The sequence below is a fragment of the Bacillus sp. 522_BSPC genome, from assembly GCF_001076885.1.
Lineage (GTDB): Bacteria > Bacillota > Bacilli > Bacillales > Cytobacillaceae > Niallia > Niallia hominis.
Window position 1 is genome coordinate 23,402 of the sequence record NZ_JVDT01000252.1, and the last position, 13,281, is coordinate 36,682.

13 protein-coding genes are annotated in these 13,281 nt (G+C 36.1%); 10 read left to right on the forward strand and 3 right to left on the reverse strand.

What is annotated here, in order from left to right:
* The first annotated feature begins 5 nt into the window (after positions 1–5).
* The 3 genes from ADJ83_RS20935 to zupT all read left to right on the forward strand — a co-directional run bounded on the left by ADJ83_RS20935 (position 6) and on the right by zupT (position 2,996).
* Positions 6–1,523, forward strand: a complete 1,518-nt coding sequence (locus ADJ83_RS20935) for a flavocytochrome c (protein ID WP_031538545.1) — start codon at positions 6–8, stop codon at positions 1,521–1,523.
* A gap of 168 nt (positions 1,524–1,691) precedes the next feature.
* Positions 1,692–1,910 (forward strand): hypothetical protein, encoded by a 219-nt coding sequence (locus ADJ83_RS20940; RefSeq protein ID WP_031538544.1) that lies wholly within the window; start codon positions 1,692–1,694, stop codon positions 1,908–1,910.
* Positions 1,911–2,186: 276 nt separating this feature from the next.
* The gene (gene zupT / locus ADJ83_RS20945; RefSeq protein ID WP_031538542.1) at positions 2,187–2,996 is read left to right on the forward strand and encodes a zinc transporter ZupT; all 810 of its coding nucleotides are present in this window, start codon (positions 2,187–2,189) and stop codon (positions 2,994–2,996) included.
* A gap of 184 nt (positions 2,997–3,180) precedes the next feature.
* Here the strand turns inward: zupT and ADJ83_RS20950 are convergent, their stop codons facing one another.
* The gene (locus tag ADJ83_RS20950) at positions 3,181–3,399 is read right to left on the reverse strand and encodes a hypothetical protein (protein ID WP_031538540.1); all 219 of its coding nucleotides are present in this window, start codon (positions 3,397–3,399) and stop codon (positions 3,181–3,183) included.
* Between the two features lie 176 nt (positions 3,400–3,575).
* On the opposite strand from ADJ83_RS20950, the gene ADJ83_RS20955 reads away from it, so the two are divergent.
* The 5 genes from ADJ83_RS20955 (at position 3,576) to ADJ83_RS20975 (ending at position 7,213) form a co-directional block, all read left to right on the forward strand.
* Entirely contained in the window at positions 3,576–3,782 is a 207-nt protein-coding gene (locus tag ADJ83_RS20955; RefSeq protein ID WP_031538538.1) for a DUF1657 domain-containing protein, read from the forward strand.
* An 85-nt stretch (positions 3,783–3,867) separates the two neighbouring features.
* The gene (locus ADJ83_RS20960) at positions 3,868–4,074 is read left to right on the forward strand and encodes a DUF1657 domain-containing protein (protein ID WP_031538536.1); all 207 of its coding nucleotides are present in this window, start codon (positions 3,868–3,870) and stop codon (positions 4,072–4,074) included.
* A gap of 15 nt (positions 4,075–4,089) precedes the next feature.
* Positions 4,090–4,947, forward strand: a complete 858-nt coding sequence (locus ADJ83_RS20965) for a DUF421 domain-containing protein (protein WP_031538534.1) — start codon at positions 4,090–4,092, stop codon at positions 4,945–4,947.
* Positions 4,948–5,029: 82 nt separating this feature from the next.
* Positions 5,030–5,719 carry a ribose-5-phosphate isomerase RpiA gene (rpiA, locus tag ADJ83_RS20970; protein ID WP_031538533.1) on the forward strand — a complete coding sequence of 230 codons (690 nt, stop codon included), beginning with the start codon at positions 5,030–5,032 and terminating at the stop codon, positions 5,717–5,719.
* 258 nt (positions 5,720–5,977) lie between these two features.
* Positions 5,978–7,213: an NAD(P)-dependent malic enzyme gene (locus ADJ83_RS20975; RefSeq protein WP_031538531.1), complete on the forward strand. Its 1,236-nt coding sequence runs from the start codon at positions 5,978–5,980 to the stop codon at positions 7,211–7,213.
* A gap of 52 nt (positions 7,214–7,265) precedes the next feature.
* Here ADJ83_RS20975 and ADJ83_RS20980 read toward each other — a convergent pair whose 3' ends face one another.
* Both ADJ83_RS20980 and ADJ83_RS20985 read right to left on the reverse strand, forming a co-directional pair.
* On the reverse strand, positions 7,266–8,600 hold the full coding sequence (locus ADJ83_RS20980; protein ID WP_031538529.1) for a nucleobase:cation symporter-2 family protein: 1,335 nt from the start codon (positions 8,598–8,600) through the stop codon (positions 7,266–7,268).
* A 148-nt stretch (positions 8,601–8,748) separates the two neighbouring features.
* Complete coding sequence (locus ADJ83_RS20985) at positions 8,749–10,395, reverse strand: PucR family transcriptional regulator (RefSeq protein ID WP_031538528.1); 1,647 nt, start codon at positions 10,393–10,395, stop codon at positions 8,749–8,751.
* Between the two features lie 272 nt (positions 10,396–10,667).
* On the opposite strand from ADJ83_RS20985, the gene ADJ83_RS20990 reads away from it, so the two are divergent.
* Positions 10,668–11,903: a Zn-dependent hydrolase gene (locus tag ADJ83_RS20990; RefSeq protein WP_048719027.1), complete on the forward strand. Its 1,236-nt coding sequence runs from the start codon at positions 10,668–10,670 to the stop codon at positions 11,901–11,903.
* Positions 11,904–11,982: 79 nt separating this feature from the next.
* Complete coding sequence (locus ADJ83_RS20995; RefSeq protein WP_031538524.1) at positions 11,983–13,212, forward strand: pyridoxal-phosphate-dependent aminotransferase family protein; 1,230 nt, start codon at positions 11,983–11,985, stop codon at positions 13,210–13,212.
* Positions 13,213–13,281: the final 69 nt, after the last annotated feature.

The following is a 13,281-nucleotide window of genomic DNA, read 5'->3' on the forward strand; positions in this document are numbered from 1 at the left end:
AAATGATGAAAAAGAAATTTATTGCAACCTTTATTTTTGCTTTTTCTTTCGTACTTATTATTGCAGGCTGTGGGAATGAAAAAACAAATAGCACACAAAAACAAGAAAATGAAGAAAAGGAAGCTGAGGCAGTATCGGGAGCTTCTCAAACAAGCTATACACCGTATGAAGAGCTTAAAGACAGCTATGATATTATCATTGTTGGAGCTGGCGGCGCTGGGATGACTGCTGCATTAGAAGCAAAGGCCAAAGGATTAAATCCCGTTATTTTAGAAAAAATGCCTGTTGCAGGTGGAAATACAACAAAAGCTTCTTCTGGAATGAATGCTTCTGAAACTAAGTTTCAAAAAGAGCAAGGAATTGAAGATAGTAATGATCTTTTTTATGAAGAAACATTAAAGGGTGGACATGAAACAAATGATAAGGAAATGCTACGTTTCTTTGTTGATAACTCAGCTAGTGCGATTGAATGGCTAGATACGATTGGTATTCGTTTGAATAATTTAACGATTACTGGTGGGATGAATGAAAAACGTACCCACCGACCTGAAGATGGATCAGCGGTAGGGCAATATATTGTAGATGGTTTATTGAAAAACGTTCAAGAAAATGGGATACCTCTTTTTGTCAACGCAGATGTGAAGGAAATAACTGAAAAAGATGGAATTGTAAATGGTGTAGACGTACTTTTCAATCAAACAGAGGAAAAAACAATTACAGCAAAAGCGGTGGTTGTCACTACAGGTGGTTTTGGCGCTAATATGGAAATGATAAAAGAAGTAAGAAGTGATCTAGGAGATTATGTAACTACAAACCAAGCTGGTAGCACTGGTGATGGTATTAAAATGATAGAAAAATTAGGAGGAGCGACGGTTGATTTAGAGCAAATTCAAGTTCATCCAACAGTACAACAAGAGGAGTCTTACTTAATTGGTGAAGCTGTTCGTGGTGAAGGAGCTATCTTGGTATCTGTAGAAGGAAAAAGATTCACAAATGAACTTGATACTCGTGATAAAGTAACAGCAGCAATTAATGAACTACCAGAAAAATCAGCATACTTAGTGTTTGATTCTGGCGTAAAATCACGTGCAAAAGCAATTGAACAATATGAGGAAATGGGCTTTGTGCTAGAAGGAGAAACAATAGAAGCGCTTGCTGAGAAAATGAATGTTTCTTCAGATGAACTGCAAGTAACATTAGATACTTGGAATAAAGCTGTTACAAATAAAGAGGATCAAGCTTTTGGAAGAACAACAGGAATTGAAAATGATTTGTCAAAGGCACCTTACTATGCTATTAAAATTGCTCCTGGTATTCATTATACAATGGGTGGAGTAAAAATAAATACAAATACAGAGGTACTTAATGAAGAGGGTCAGACTATTCCAGGATTATTTGCTGCAGGAGAAGTAACCGGTGCTCTACATGGTGAGAATAGAATTGGAGGAAATTCTGTTGCAGAGATTATCATCTTTGGTCGTCAAGCAGGTGTAAAGTCTGCAGATTATGTAAAAGCTCAATAGATTATTTTGAAAAACAATAGAAGTTAAAAAAATTACATTGGTAAGATAAAAGATTCAAATCGTGTATGATTTGAATCTTTTATTTTGGAAAAATCCATTGTTGAAGAATGGAGGACATCGGACAAACGTTTTCCATCATACTTTAATTGCAAAGGGGAGTTGGGGAAAATGAATAAAGAGGATCAGAAACAAATAATTATTGTCGTAATGGACATATCGAAAATGAAGCGATTTGTTATGATGGATATGGGAATAGGCACATTATCTTATTACTTAATTAAAATGATAAATGGAAATATTGTTATCGATCTAATTGGAAGCACGATTATTACAGAGGGTGTAAAGAGAATATATAAAGAGATGAATAGTAGAAGAAAAATAGACTAATACATAGAATTCCATTAACTTGCCTTAAGAAATTTGTAAAAGGGAGGAAAGAAATTATCCCTTTTACGTATAATTAAAAAAGTGCTCTTCATTATTCAGCAAAGATTGAATTTGTATAGAGCTAGATGACTATAGATATAATCTATCCATAAATAAATTGACGAATATTTCGAAATTGGTTAAAATCTTTCCTAAGAGAAACATTTTTAAACGAAGGTATAATTTTTATATATACGAAAAAGTTAAAAATAATACAGAGGAATAAGGGGGATTTAAATGCCCGAAAATTTATTGGTTGCATTTGGTTTGACATTATTAGCGGGGCTGGCTACTGGGATAGGAAGTATGCTTGCATTTTTTACATCGACCACCAATACTAAATTTCTCTCTTGGATGCTAGGTTTCTCTGCCGGTGTGATGATTTATGTATCGATGATTGAAATCTTTGTGAAAGCAAAAGATGCATTAGTTGGATCATTAGGACAGCAAACGGGGAATTGGCTTACTGTAGCAGGGTTCTTTGGTGGAATATTGTTAATTGCTTTAATAGATAAATTTGTTCCTGAACAAGGAAACCCACATGAGTTAAAGAAAGTGGAAGATATTAATAAATCTAATGTAAGGCAGACAGATCACTCTCTTTTGAAAATGGGAAGTTTTACTGCACTGGCAATTGCTATTCACAATTTTCCAGAAGGGATTGCAACCTTTACTGCAGCTCTTCAGGATCCGGGACTTGGTGTAGCAATTACCGTTGCGATAGCGATACATAATATTCCAGAGGGAATCGCAGTTGCAGTCCCTGTTTATTTTGCGACAGGTGATCGAAGAAAAGCATTTAAACTTTCCTTTTTGTCAGGATTAGCAGAACCAGTCGGCGCGATTGTTGCCTTTCTTATTTTAATGCCATTTCTAAATGATGTTATGTTTGGACTAATTTTTGCAGCAGTAGCAGGCATTATGGTTTTTATTTCACTAGATGAATTATTGCCAGCAGCAAAAAAATATGACGAAGGTCACCTATCGATATACGGCTTAATAGCAGGAATGGCTGTGATGGCAGTAAGTCTGTTATTGTTTATTTAAAGCTTGGTTGAATAATATTAAATGAATTACGCTATTCAGTTTTTTAAAAATTATTTCCTTTTTGAAGCAAAAAAACTTTTAACAACGAAGTGGGGGACAGTCCACTCCTACGGGGAATAAAGCAAGCTTTAGCCAAGGAGCTAAGGTTGTCCCCCCACTTTTTCAAGAAATGCCTAGTTCTAAATCACTTCTTCTCCAATAAATTATTTTCCTTCTCCATTTTCTCCACTTCTAATTTCATTTTATTTGTTTCTAATAAAAAATTTTCATGCTTTAATCTTTCAAGCTCCAATTGATCTTTTAGCATAGCATGATTTAATTTTGTCTGCTTCTCTAAATGGGTAGTTATAATACCAGCTAGGGGAATAGAAAATACAGTTAAAACGATAATGACAGTAATCATTTTTTAACTCCTTCTGTTTTTACTAAATAATACGGCTGTATAAAGCAAAAGTTTCAATTATTTAAAGGCCAAAGAGGGCTTCTCTCTATAGATTTGGATTTTTTTTACTGCATAACAATAGACGTTAATGAAATGATATAAAGGTAGTAAAAAAATTTAAGGACGGTGGCTGCTCTATGACGGTAATTTCAGACGTTAAACAAACAATTGCTGGTTTAAAAAGTGCACAAGCAAGTTTAGAAACCTTTGCTTTAGCTACAGATAACCAATCGGCAAAGCAAATATATCAAACTGCTGCACAACAAACACAACAAATAGTTGATTCCTTAAATCCAAGGCTACAAGAGATTCAGAAAGAAGAACCACAATATGCACAACAATAATACATGCTAAAAATATCGAGAAGCCGTTTCTAGGAGAAAATTGACTTCCCTTCTATATACGGCTTCTCTTCTATTGGAGGAAAAGATGACAGTTGCATCTAATGTGAAGCAGACTTTAGCGAGTTTAAAAGGTATTGAATCCCAGCTATCTGCCTTTGCTCTTCATTCCATGGAAGAAGAGGCCCAAAAGGCTTTTCACGAAGCAATGGTATTAGTTGGAGAGATTAAAAATGATATTCAGCTAAGGGTATATCAATTAGAGCGAGAAGAAAAGGAATATAGCTCTTCTTAATGGGATGGTGAAAACATGTTTATCGTAGTTTTGCGTTCTTTGCTTTTTGTCATTGTATTATTTATTACCACAAAACTATTAGGAAAAAAGCATATTTCTCAGTTATCCCTTTTTGAATACATAGCAGGTATTACACTGGGAGATATCGCAGGAGAGGTTATCCTAAACTCCAGTCTTAGTGTTATGCATGGGATACTCGGGATATTCGTCTTTGCAATCATCTCCTATTTAGCAGATGTGATTTCCTTAAAAAGTAAAACATTGCGCAATGTAATAGAAGGCACTGGCACGGTATTGGTGGAAGATGGAAAACTCCTGGAAGGGAATTTGAAGAAAGAGCATTATACGATTGATGATTTTTCTACGCTTTTGCGGCAAAAAGATGTTTTTAGCTTGGCAGAAATTGAATATGCTGTACTTGAGCCAAAGGGAATGCTCAGTGTTTTATTGAAAAAGGAAAATAGACCCATCACTCCCAAAGATCTTAACATGAAAGTGCCAAGTGAAAAGGCGCCTCAAACGATCATAATGGATGGGAATATCGTTTATGATTCTTTAACAAAAGCGGGAAAAACCCCATCTTGGTTGCGTATGGAATTAGAGAAATTAGGTGTAACACAAGATAATGTATTCCTAGGGCAAGTTGATTCTTATGGGGAACTTACCATTGACATTTTTGACGATAAAATCAAGCTGGCAGAAGCACAAGAAAGACCACTATTGCTTGCGACGATAAAAAAAGTACAAGCAGACTTGGAAATGTATTCGCTACAAACAGACAATAAAGAGGCGAAATTAATGTATAGAAAAAATGCGAATAAAATGGAGCAAGTAAAAAATAAAGTGAAAATGTATTTAGGAGATAATATCTAATGAAAAATAGATGAAAGAGAAGGATATATCATCTATTATAGAAGGGAGGATAACGATGACAAAATAATTGTAGGTGAACAGGATGGATAGACAGGCTGAAAAAGCATTAGTAGGAGAAACAGCAGCAATTCAATATGTAAAAGATGGAATGACAGTTGGACTAGGAACAGGATCTACAGCATTTTATGTGATTAAAACGATGGGCGAAATGATTAAGGCAGGGATGAATTTAAAAGGGGTTGCCACGTCAAAAGCTACGGAAAAATTAGCAAGTGAATATGGAATTCAATTAGTTGATATCAATGAAGTGGAAGAATTAGATATTGCCATTGATGGTGCAGATGAAATTGATGCCAATTTCTTTGCTATAAAAGGAGGAGGCGGAGCATTATTACGAGAAAAAATAATTGCGAGTGCTGCCAAAACCTTTATTGTTGTAGCTGATGGGAGCAAGAAAGTCCAAACCTTAGGCCATTTTCCTTTGCCTGTAGAGGTAGTTCCATTTGGGTATAAACAAACAGAGAAAGCTATTCAGAAATTAGGGTGCAAAACAGAGTTGCGGATGAAAGACGAAGAGATTTATCTTACGGATAATGGAAACTATATTATCGATTGTTCTTTTTCTAGTATCCAAAACCCCAAGCAATTACATCAAACACTGAATAATATAGTAGGAGTAGTAGAAAATGGTCTCTTTATTCATATGGTTGATGTATTAATCTCTGTAAATAAGCAGGACGAAATAATTGTTGATATAGCTAAAAATGAATAATGGTGAATATTGAATAATCATATATTAAAGATGAAAATGTATTAAACATTAACTTGCAGTTAGCCCTCGTCTAATAAATGGTTAGGTGGGGGTAACTGCGTGATATCTCGTTGGATTTAACCATGCAGAAAAAATGTCTAATAAAGCTTAGTTTATGAAAGCGTTTCCTTTTCGGCTTTTCAATATACCATGAAAAATACCTCAATGAGAAAGAAGCATTATGTTAGAGAAAATGGCAATCAATAAGGGAGAGATAAAATGTCTTTAAGAGAAGAAGCTTTACATATGCATCAGGTTAAACAAGGGAAATTAGGGATTTATGCAAAGATAGATGTGAAAAATGCCCATGATTTAAGTCTAGCTTATTCTCCAGGAGTTGCCGAACCGTGTAAAGAAATCTTCGAAAATCCTGAATCTGTATATGATTTTACGATGAAAGGGAATATGGTGGGCCTCTTGACAAACGGTAGCTCTGTACTTGGTTTGGGGAATATTGGGGCAGCGGCCTCTCTTCCGGTTATGGAGGGAAAAGCAATTTTATTAAAAAGCTTTGCTGGGGTAGATGCCTTTCCGATTGCTTTAAATACAATAGATAAAGATAAGATAGTGGAAACTGTGAAATTAATGGCTCCTACTTTTGGTGCAATCCACCTAGAAGACATTGCTGCACCTGATTGTTTTCAAATAGAAGAACGATTAAAGCAAGAATTAGATATTCCTGTATTTCATGATGATCAGCATGGAACGGCGATTGTAGCATTAGCTGGTCTTATTAATGCACTGAAGCTTGTAAATAAAGAAATGAAGGATTTAAAAATTGTTATAAATGGGGCTGGTGCTTCGGGGATAGCCATTGCGAAACTTCTCTTTTCTTCTGGTGTAACCAATATGATTTTATGTGACACAAAAGGGACGATTTATGCAGGAAGATCTGTTGGAATGAACCAAGCAAAAGAATCTGTGGCAACCTTTACAAATGGAGAAAATGAAAAAGGGTCTTTGCGTGATGCTATTAAAGGAGCGGACGTATTTATTGGAGTTTCTGTCGCAGGTACCTTAACAAAAGAGATGGTACGAACGATGAATCAGGACGCAATTATTTTTGCGCTGGCAAATCCAGTGCCAGAAATAAGTCCTGCTGAAGCGAAAGAAGCAGGTGCTAGGATAATCGGAACAGGAAGATCTGATTTTCCGAACCAAGTAAATAATGTATTGGCATTCCCAGGTGTTTTTCGTGGTGCTTTAGATGTCCGAGCAACGGCTATTAATGAAGCGATGAAAAAAGCTGCTGCTGAAGCAATTGCAGAATTAATTGCGGAATCAGAGTTGGATGAAGAGTATGTTATTCCAAGTCCTTTTGATGCAAGAGTAGCTCCCGCTGTTGCGGCGGCTGTTGCGAGAACAGCAATGGAAACAAATGTAGCGAGAATTCAGGTCAATCCAGAACAAGTGAGAATGAAAACGATGAATCTGACAAAGCTAAGAGATGAATAAAGGAAATGAGAAAAGCGGCCGTTTGTCAAAATAAGACTGGCCGCTTTTCTCATTAAAGTGTATGTGTTTCGGTTACTTCTTCTGTAGGGAGAATGGAAGCACTCGTGCTTTGTTTATTTGTTTTTACCCTAAAAAGAAGATTTAACAGGATAGCAGCTATACTTCCAGTAATAATTCCATCACTGACAATGATACGTAGTCCAGAAGGAAGTTGATCAAATAAAGTAGGAACAGCAGTTGCTCCTAAGCCGATGGAAATAGAGCATGCTATAATCAATAAGTTAGCTTGATTTGTAAAATCTACTTTACTAAGCATTCTGATTCCAGAAGCTACAACCATCCCAAACATAACAACCGTTGCTCCGCCTAATATAGGTGTTGGGATTATGGTAGCGAATGCTGCAACTTTCGGAATGAGTCCTAGGAAGACTAAAATTCCTCCGGCAGCGACAACAACATTGACGGTTTTCACTTTAGAAAGCTGTACAAGACCAACGTTTTGTGCGAAGGTGTTATACGGAAATGCATTGAATAATCCACCTAAAGTAATGGCCACTCCTTCTGCTCGATATCCTCTTGTCAAATCTTTTTCACTTAAAGGAGTTTCCGTAATCTTGCTTAGTGCAAAGAAAACGCCAGTTGATTCAATGACGATAACCAAACCAACAATTAACATTGTAAGGATCGGACCTATCTCAAAGCTAGGAGTTCCGAAATAAAATAGTTCAGGGAAATGGAACCAACTCGCCTCTTTTACTGGGGAAAGATTCACTTTTCCAAGAAAAGCAGCAACAACAGTACCGACGATAATTCCCATTAGAACAGACAATGATTGCATAAATCCTTTTGTGAAACGATTTAACAAGAGAATAAATAATAATACCCCGAATGAAAGAATCAGATTTTCAATGGAACCAAAATCTTCACTAGTTGCTCCTCCGCCCATATTTTTAATGCCTGATGGAATGAGTGATAAACCGATTATTGTGACCACTGTTCCTATCACGACAGGAGGGAAAAGTTTCGTTATTTTACTGAAAAAAGGAGCGCAAATAATCATGAAAAGTCCTGTTATGATGATGGCTCCATAAATAGCAGTAACTCCGTAATTTGTTCCTATGGAAATCATCGGCGTTACAGCAACAAAGGAGCTACCGAGAACAACGGGTAATCCAATTCCTAAATATTTATTTTTCCAAGCTTGAAGCAAGGTGGCAATTCCGCATGTTAATAAATCAATTGCAACAAGATAAGCGAGTTGTTCGGTTGTTAAATTTAATGCTCTTCCAACTAATAACGGTACGAGGATAGCACCTGCATACATGGCAAGCACATGCTGAAGTCCTAAAGAAAAAATTTTTAAACCCTTTTCTTTGTTTTGAGCCATTCATTACACTCCTTTTTCTTATAATGTTAATAAAGTTAACACTGTTTGTTATGCTAATTAACATCATAATGAGCAAGAAGAAAGAAGTCATTGGTTATATTGTACAAAATATTTAGAAAATATAGATTATATATCTAAGTAGACTCCATTATATTTGAATTTGTTTTTTTCCTTCATTCGTTTTTAAAATCGACTTTATCCGGAATGCAAATCGAAGATGAAAGGTTGTTTCTGGATCTTTCAGACTTTTTCCTAAAAGTTCTTCACATTTCTCTAAACGATAGATTACAGTGTTACGATGAACATAAAGGCGTTTTGCCGTTTCAGAAATTTGGCAATGCGTTTCTAAGTATACCGATAAAGTATTTAGTAATATCTGTTGCTCTTCCTGCTGCTGATTGGTTGTAAATGATTGAAAGATATATTCGTAAAATTCCTGAAGATCCTTCGTTGGAATAATTCGTAATATCTCAAAGACATCCTTTGGCCGGTGAATCTGGATAAAGGGGATATTTCCAGATAGCTGTCCAATATGTAAGGCACTAAGTGCTTCTTTATAGGCATTAGGTAAATTTAATAGACGCTGAAAAACATTGCTAATACCAAATGAGATAGACCGTTTAAAGGTATTTCCAATATACTCTTGAATATTTTGCAAATAAGGAAGAATCGAATGGTCTAAATCATAAGATGAATGGGCGACTTCCATAATAATAATACAGTGATCATCTTTAATAAAAAGCTGGGAGTTAAATGGTGCTTTTTTTATTTCCGTTTCCAAATATTCATATATATAATCCACCTCAACTGAATGCTGTGTAAAGGAGATATATTGATCACTGTTATCCATTTTGCCAATAATTGCAATCGAAGCATGTTCCCTTTTTAAAGAAAATTCTTTTGCCCGACTTTCAATTTCCTCCGCAAAAGTAAATTTGCCTTCCACAAACTGAGCAAAGAAATCATTTCGTGCCCTTCGTGAATATTGCTTTACTGTATTTTCTCTCATTAGCTCAAAAGATAAAACGTTGGTAGCTTGTTCAATGGTAAGCAGTAAACTCTTGTCTTCAATCGATATTTCTCCAAGTACAACTAAAAATGCTGGCTTCCTCATATGAGTATAAATTGGAAAAATAGTAAAAACCTCTTCTGTATTTCTGCTCGAAAAACAAGAATAGGGCGAGCTTGCTAATAAAAATTCATATCCTTTTGCATGAAGGGAGCTGAAGTAGTTTTCAATCGAATTTCTAGTATGAGAAGAGGTATGCATTTGAAAATGTGCATCAAGTAAAACAATTCGCTTGTTAATCATTTGCGATAGGTCGTCTACAAGCCTTTTTATCCCTTTTCCTTTCAAAATATGCTGTGTGAATTTTCGATGGGTTTCAAAGGCATTGGTTAGCTCTGCTGTTCTCTGACTCAGCATATAATTTAAAGAGCCATTAACAATTTCACCAAGTGATGTTTCTAATGGAATTTCTAAAAGTGGAAAGCCTTTTTCATTTGCAAATTGAATTGCTTCTTGTGGAATCTGTCCTAAAAATCTTTTTGCTTTAATTCCTAGTGCAGTACAATCTTTTTCCTGCATACTTTTTATTAAGGAAAGCAAAACATCAGGCTTATCTTTAAGATGGTAGGCTGTTGTAACTAATAAATCGTTAGGATATAAATATTCAACAATATCTGGCGCATCCATCATCGTAATATTCTTAATTTCTTTATTTAAACCAGTATGACCTGCAATAACTTCCACAGCATTGAAAACAGGTTTTTGTAGTATTTCTGCTAGTTTCATTTTATCTCCTCCTAAAAGAACGCTATATTACAAGTCTTCTCCGCATTTCGGATTTAGTTATTTTATACAAAGTATTTAGATAATTCTAACACTTTATCTAATGTATTGCCAGCGAGTGCTTATTAAAATAATGGTTACATAAATAATAGTGCGTAGTTTTAATGGGCATTTTATGCTAGAAAAAGTTATGGGGAAATAACAAAATGAAGAGCCTTGTTCCTTCATTTTAGGTTGAATTAATTGGAGATCTCCCCTGAATAGGAGCGATTGAAATGAAGACATCTAATGAAATAGATACAAAAGAAGTAGGCAAGTGGATGGAATGGCTGGCTACATTCGGGGCTAACGAAAATGGCGGGGTTACACGACTTCTTTATGATGAAAATTGGCGGTTAGCTCAGCATGCTCTTTTACAAAAAATGAGTGAGATTGGTTTAAAAACCTATTTTGATGGAGTAGGCAATCTGTTTGGCAGGCTAGAAGGGTCCCTTGAAAGCGAGAAAACAATTTTGACAGGTTCCCATATTGATACAGTAATAGATGGAGGAAAATATGATGGTGCGTATGGAATCATAGCAAGTCTGCTTGCTTTGGACTATTTAAAGAGACATTATGGAATCCCCAAAAAAACAATAGAAGTTGTATCATTATGCGAGGAAGAAGGGAGTCGATTTCCTTTAGCTTTCTGGGGTTCAGGATCCATAACAGGAAAATATACGAAGGAGGATTGCATAGGTTTATACGATGCGAATAATATGTCTTTTTCGCATGCGATGTCATCCATGGGCTTGCAACCAGATAGAGAAGAAGTAAAAAGAGCAGATATTGATTGTTTCATAGAAATACATATCGAACAAGGTGCAGTATTGGAGAAAGAGCAAGAGTCCATTGGCGTCGTTTCTCATATTGTTGGGCAAAGACGATTTACGGTTAAAGTAACAGGAGAGAGCAACCATGCAGGTACGACTCCCATGTATTATCGAAAGGATAGTATGCATTTGGCTGCTGAATTAATTACTTATGCTATAAACCAAGCTAAGGAAATTGATTCACAGTTAGTAGCAACGGTCGGGAAAATAGTAGCCGCGCCTAATGTTCCGAATGTAATTGCAAAAGAAGTTACGTTTTCGTTAGATGTCAGGCATCATCAAGAAGAAGTACTAGATTATTTTTGCAAGAAAATTTTTGCTTATTTTAAGCAGAAAAGTATAGAGGCGAGCATGAATGTTGAATGGGAACAATGGATGAACGTTAAGGCTGTTGCGATGGATGCAGAATTAACAGAGCTAGCTCATACCATTGTACAAGAAATGAATATTCCAAACCGAAAAATGATCAGTGGGGCAGGGCATGATGCGCAAGTATTTGGAACATACTGTCCGTCTGCTTTACTATTTGTGCCAAGTGTTTCTGGCGTCAGCCATTCTCCCAAAGAACACACGAATCTAGAAGATTTAAAAAGAGGGATTAGTGTTCTCATCCAATTATTGCACCGTTTAGCTTATTAAGGAATGTACATATTTTTATAGAAAGAAAAGAATTATGCGTTGTAGTAAAGAAAATAGATAAAAGGAAAGGACGTATCCAATGACTTTTTCAGAATTAAACACACCTATAAGAACAATTATGACACCAGGTCCAGTTGAAGTGGATCCACGCGTGTTAAGAGCACTAAGCACTCCTATTTTAGGTCAATTTGATCCTGCGTTTACATCCATCATGAATGACGTAATGGCAATGATCCAACAAGTTTTCCAAACAAAAAATAAGTGGGCATATCCGATAGATGGAACCTCGAGATCTGGACTTGAAGCTGTCTTGGCCAGTATTATCGAGCCGGGAGATAAAGTACTAATACCGATTTACGGAAGGTTTGGCCATTTGTTAACAGAAATTGCTGAAAGATATGGGGCAGATATTCATTTACTTCAATGTGAATGGGGCGAAGTTTTTGACCCGGAAGATATCATTGCAGAAATGAAACGAGTGAATCCAAAAATTGTGGCACTTGTTCATGGTGAAACATCAACTGGGTGTATGCAGCCATTAGAAGAGATTGGTAAAGCATGCCGTGAACAAGATATCCTATTTATCGTCGACGCTGTGGCAACGATTGGCGGTGTAAATGTGCAAACAGATAATTGGCATATAGATGCAGTGATTGGTGGGAATCAAAAATGTTTATCGGTGCCATCAGGAAATGCTCCTATTACATATAATGATCGAGTGGAAAAAGTATTGATTGCGCGGAAAAAGGTAGAAAGAGGGATAGCGACAGACAGTGAGTTAGCAGAGAAAAAAGCTCATGCTCCGATCCGCTCCAATTATTTAGACTTAGCACAATTACAGGATTATTGGAGTCCAAGAAGATTAAATCATCATACAGAAGCAACTTCTATGTTATACGCATTACATGAGGGACTAAGAATTGTTTTAGAGGAAGGACTGGAAAATAGATTTGCTCGTCATCAATACCATGAACAAGCATTAATGGAAGGGATTAAAGGAATGGAGCTAGAGCTATTTAGTGATAGCAAGTGTAAATTACCAACTGTTACTTGCATCAAAGTGCCAGAAGGTATAGATGCAGAATCTGTCCGAAGTATGATGCTTCAACAATTTGGTGTAGAAATTGCAAGCTCTTTTGGTCCTTTGTATGGGAAAATATGGAGAATAGGTACGATGGGCTATAGTTGCCGAAAAGAAAATGTCCTATTCGTACTTGCCAGCCTAGAAGCCTGCTTGATTAGACATGGAGTAAAACTTCCTGCTGGTCAAGCACTTCAAACGACATTGGATTTTTATTCAAGGGGGTAGGATAGTAAGTAACAGAGAAACGTTCTCTGAGCCCGAAAGCAAGAGAAAGAGCAAGAAAAGGTAACAGAG

What these genes read in the sequence shown, in the direction of transcription:
- ADJ83_RS20935 (WP_031538545.1), top strand. Translation starts at nt 6, where the DNA reads ATGAAAAAGAAATTTATTGCAACCTTTATTTTTGCTTTTTCTTTCGTA.
- ADJ83_RS20940 (WP_031538544.1), top strand. Translation starts at nt 1,692, where the DNA reads ATGAATAAAGAGGATCAGAAACAAATAATTATTGTCGTAATGGACATA.
- zupT (WP_031538542.1), top strand. Translation starts at nt 2,187, where the DNA reads ATGCCCGAAAATTTATTGGTTGCATTTGGTTTGACATTATTAGCGGGG.
- ADJ83_RS20950 (WP_031538540.1), bottom strand. Translation starts at nt 3,399, where the DNA reads ATGATTACTGTCATTATCGTTTTAACTGTATTTTCTATTCCCCTAGCT.
- ADJ83_RS20955 (WP_031538538.1), top strand. Translation starts at nt 3,576, where the DNA reads ATGACGGTAATTTCAGACGTTAAACAAACAATTGCTGGTTTAAAAAGT.
- ADJ83_RS20960 (WP_031538536.1), top strand. Translation starts at nt 3,868, where the DNA reads ATGACAGTTGCATCTAATGTGAAGCAGACTTTAGCGAGTTTAAAAGGT.
- ADJ83_RS20965 (WP_031538534.1), top strand. Translation starts at nt 4,090, where the DNA reads ATGTTTATCGTAGTTTTGCGTTCTTTGCTTTTTGTCATTGTATTATTT.
- rpiA (WP_031538533.1), top strand. Translation starts at nt 5,030, where the DNA reads ATGGATAGACAGGCTGAAAAAGCATTAGTAGGAGAAACAGCAGCAATT.
- ADJ83_RS20975 (WP_031538531.1), top strand. Translation starts at nt 5,978, where the DNA reads ATGTCTTTAAGAGAAGAAGCTTTACATATGCATCAGGTTAAACAAGGG.
- ADJ83_RS20980 (WP_031538529.1), bottom strand. Translation starts at nt 8,600, where the DNA reads ATGGCTCAAAACAAAGAAAAGGGTTTAAAAATTTTTTCTTTAGGACTT.
- ADJ83_RS20985 (WP_031538528.1), bottom strand. Translation starts at nt 10,395, where the DNA reads ATGAAACTAGCAGAAATACTACAAAAACCTGTTTTCAATGCTGTGGAA.
- ADJ83_RS20990 (WP_048719027.1), top strand. Translation starts at nt 10,668, where the DNA reads ATGAAGACATCTAATGAAATAGATACAAAAGAAGTAGGCAAGTGGATG.
- ADJ83_RS20995 (WP_031538524.1), top strand. Translation starts at nt 11,983, where the DNA reads ATGACTTTTTCAGAATTAAACACACCTATAAGAACAATTATGACACCA.